This window comes from Neoluteolibacter marinus, assembly GCF_014904755.1.
GTDB classification, from domain to species: domain Bacteria; phylum Verrucomicrobiota; class Verrucomicrobiia; order Verrucomicrobiales; family Akkermansiaceae; genus Haloferula; species Haloferula marina.
The window spans coordinates 1-572 of sequence record NZ_JACZFQ010000302.1 but is presented as its reverse complement, the minus strand read 5'-3'; the positions used below and the strand labels follow the sequence as shown (position 1 = coordinate 572).

3 protein-coding genes are annotated in these 572 nt (G+C 64.5%); all 3 read right to left on the bottom strand.

Going from position 1 to position 572, the window contains the following annotated elements:
* The coding region (rpsN, locus tag IG178_RS24975) for a 30S ribosomal protein S14 (RefSeq protein ID WP_193215268.1) at positions 1-243 on the bottom strand (243 nt) is incomplete at its 3' end.
* A 1-nt stretch (position 244) separates the two neighbouring features.
* A complete protein-coding gene (gene rpmG / locus IG178_RS24970; protein WP_006213876.1) occupies positions 245-412 on the bottom strand; it encodes a 50S ribosomal protein L33 in 168 nt (55 codons plus the stop codon).
* Between the two features lies 1 nt (position 413).
* Positions 414-572, bottom strand: a 159-nt coding sequence (locus tag IG178_RS26335) for a L28 family ribosomal protein (RefSeq protein WP_193215267.1), incomplete at its 5' end; no start/stop codon positions are given.

Sequence of the window (572 nt, the reverse complement as noted above, 5' to 3'; positions counted from 1 at the left end):
GCGGGAGATCCCGAACTTCTGGAAGGTGCCGCGCGGGCGGCCGTCGATCTGGTCGCGGTTGCGCACGCGGACCGGCGAAGCGTCGCGGGGAAGCTTCTGCAGGCCCAGACGAGCTGCCTCGCGAGCCTCGTCCGAGGCGTTCTCGTCGATCAGGGTCTTCTTGAGCTCCGCGCGCTTGTCGGCGTAGCGGGCGACGATGACCTTGCGCTGCTCGTTCTTGGCGATCTTGGACTTCTTGGCCATCTCAGCGCTCCTCGCGGAAATCGACGTGCTTGCGGGCGACCGGGTCGTACTTCTTCAGCACGATGCGATCCGGGTTGTTCCGACGGTTCTTGCGGGTCACGTAGGTGTACCCGGTGCCGGCGGTGGACTTCATCTTGATGATGGGACGGACGTCCTTATCCTTGGCCATATCAGAACTTCTCCCCTCGTGCCTGCATCTCGGCGACGACAGCATCGATGCCGCGGGCGTCGATGACGCGGATGCCCTTGGCGCTGAGGTTCAGCGTGATGTTGCGGCGCAGGGACGGGACCCAGTAGCGCTTCTTCTGGATGTTCGGGTCGAACCGGCG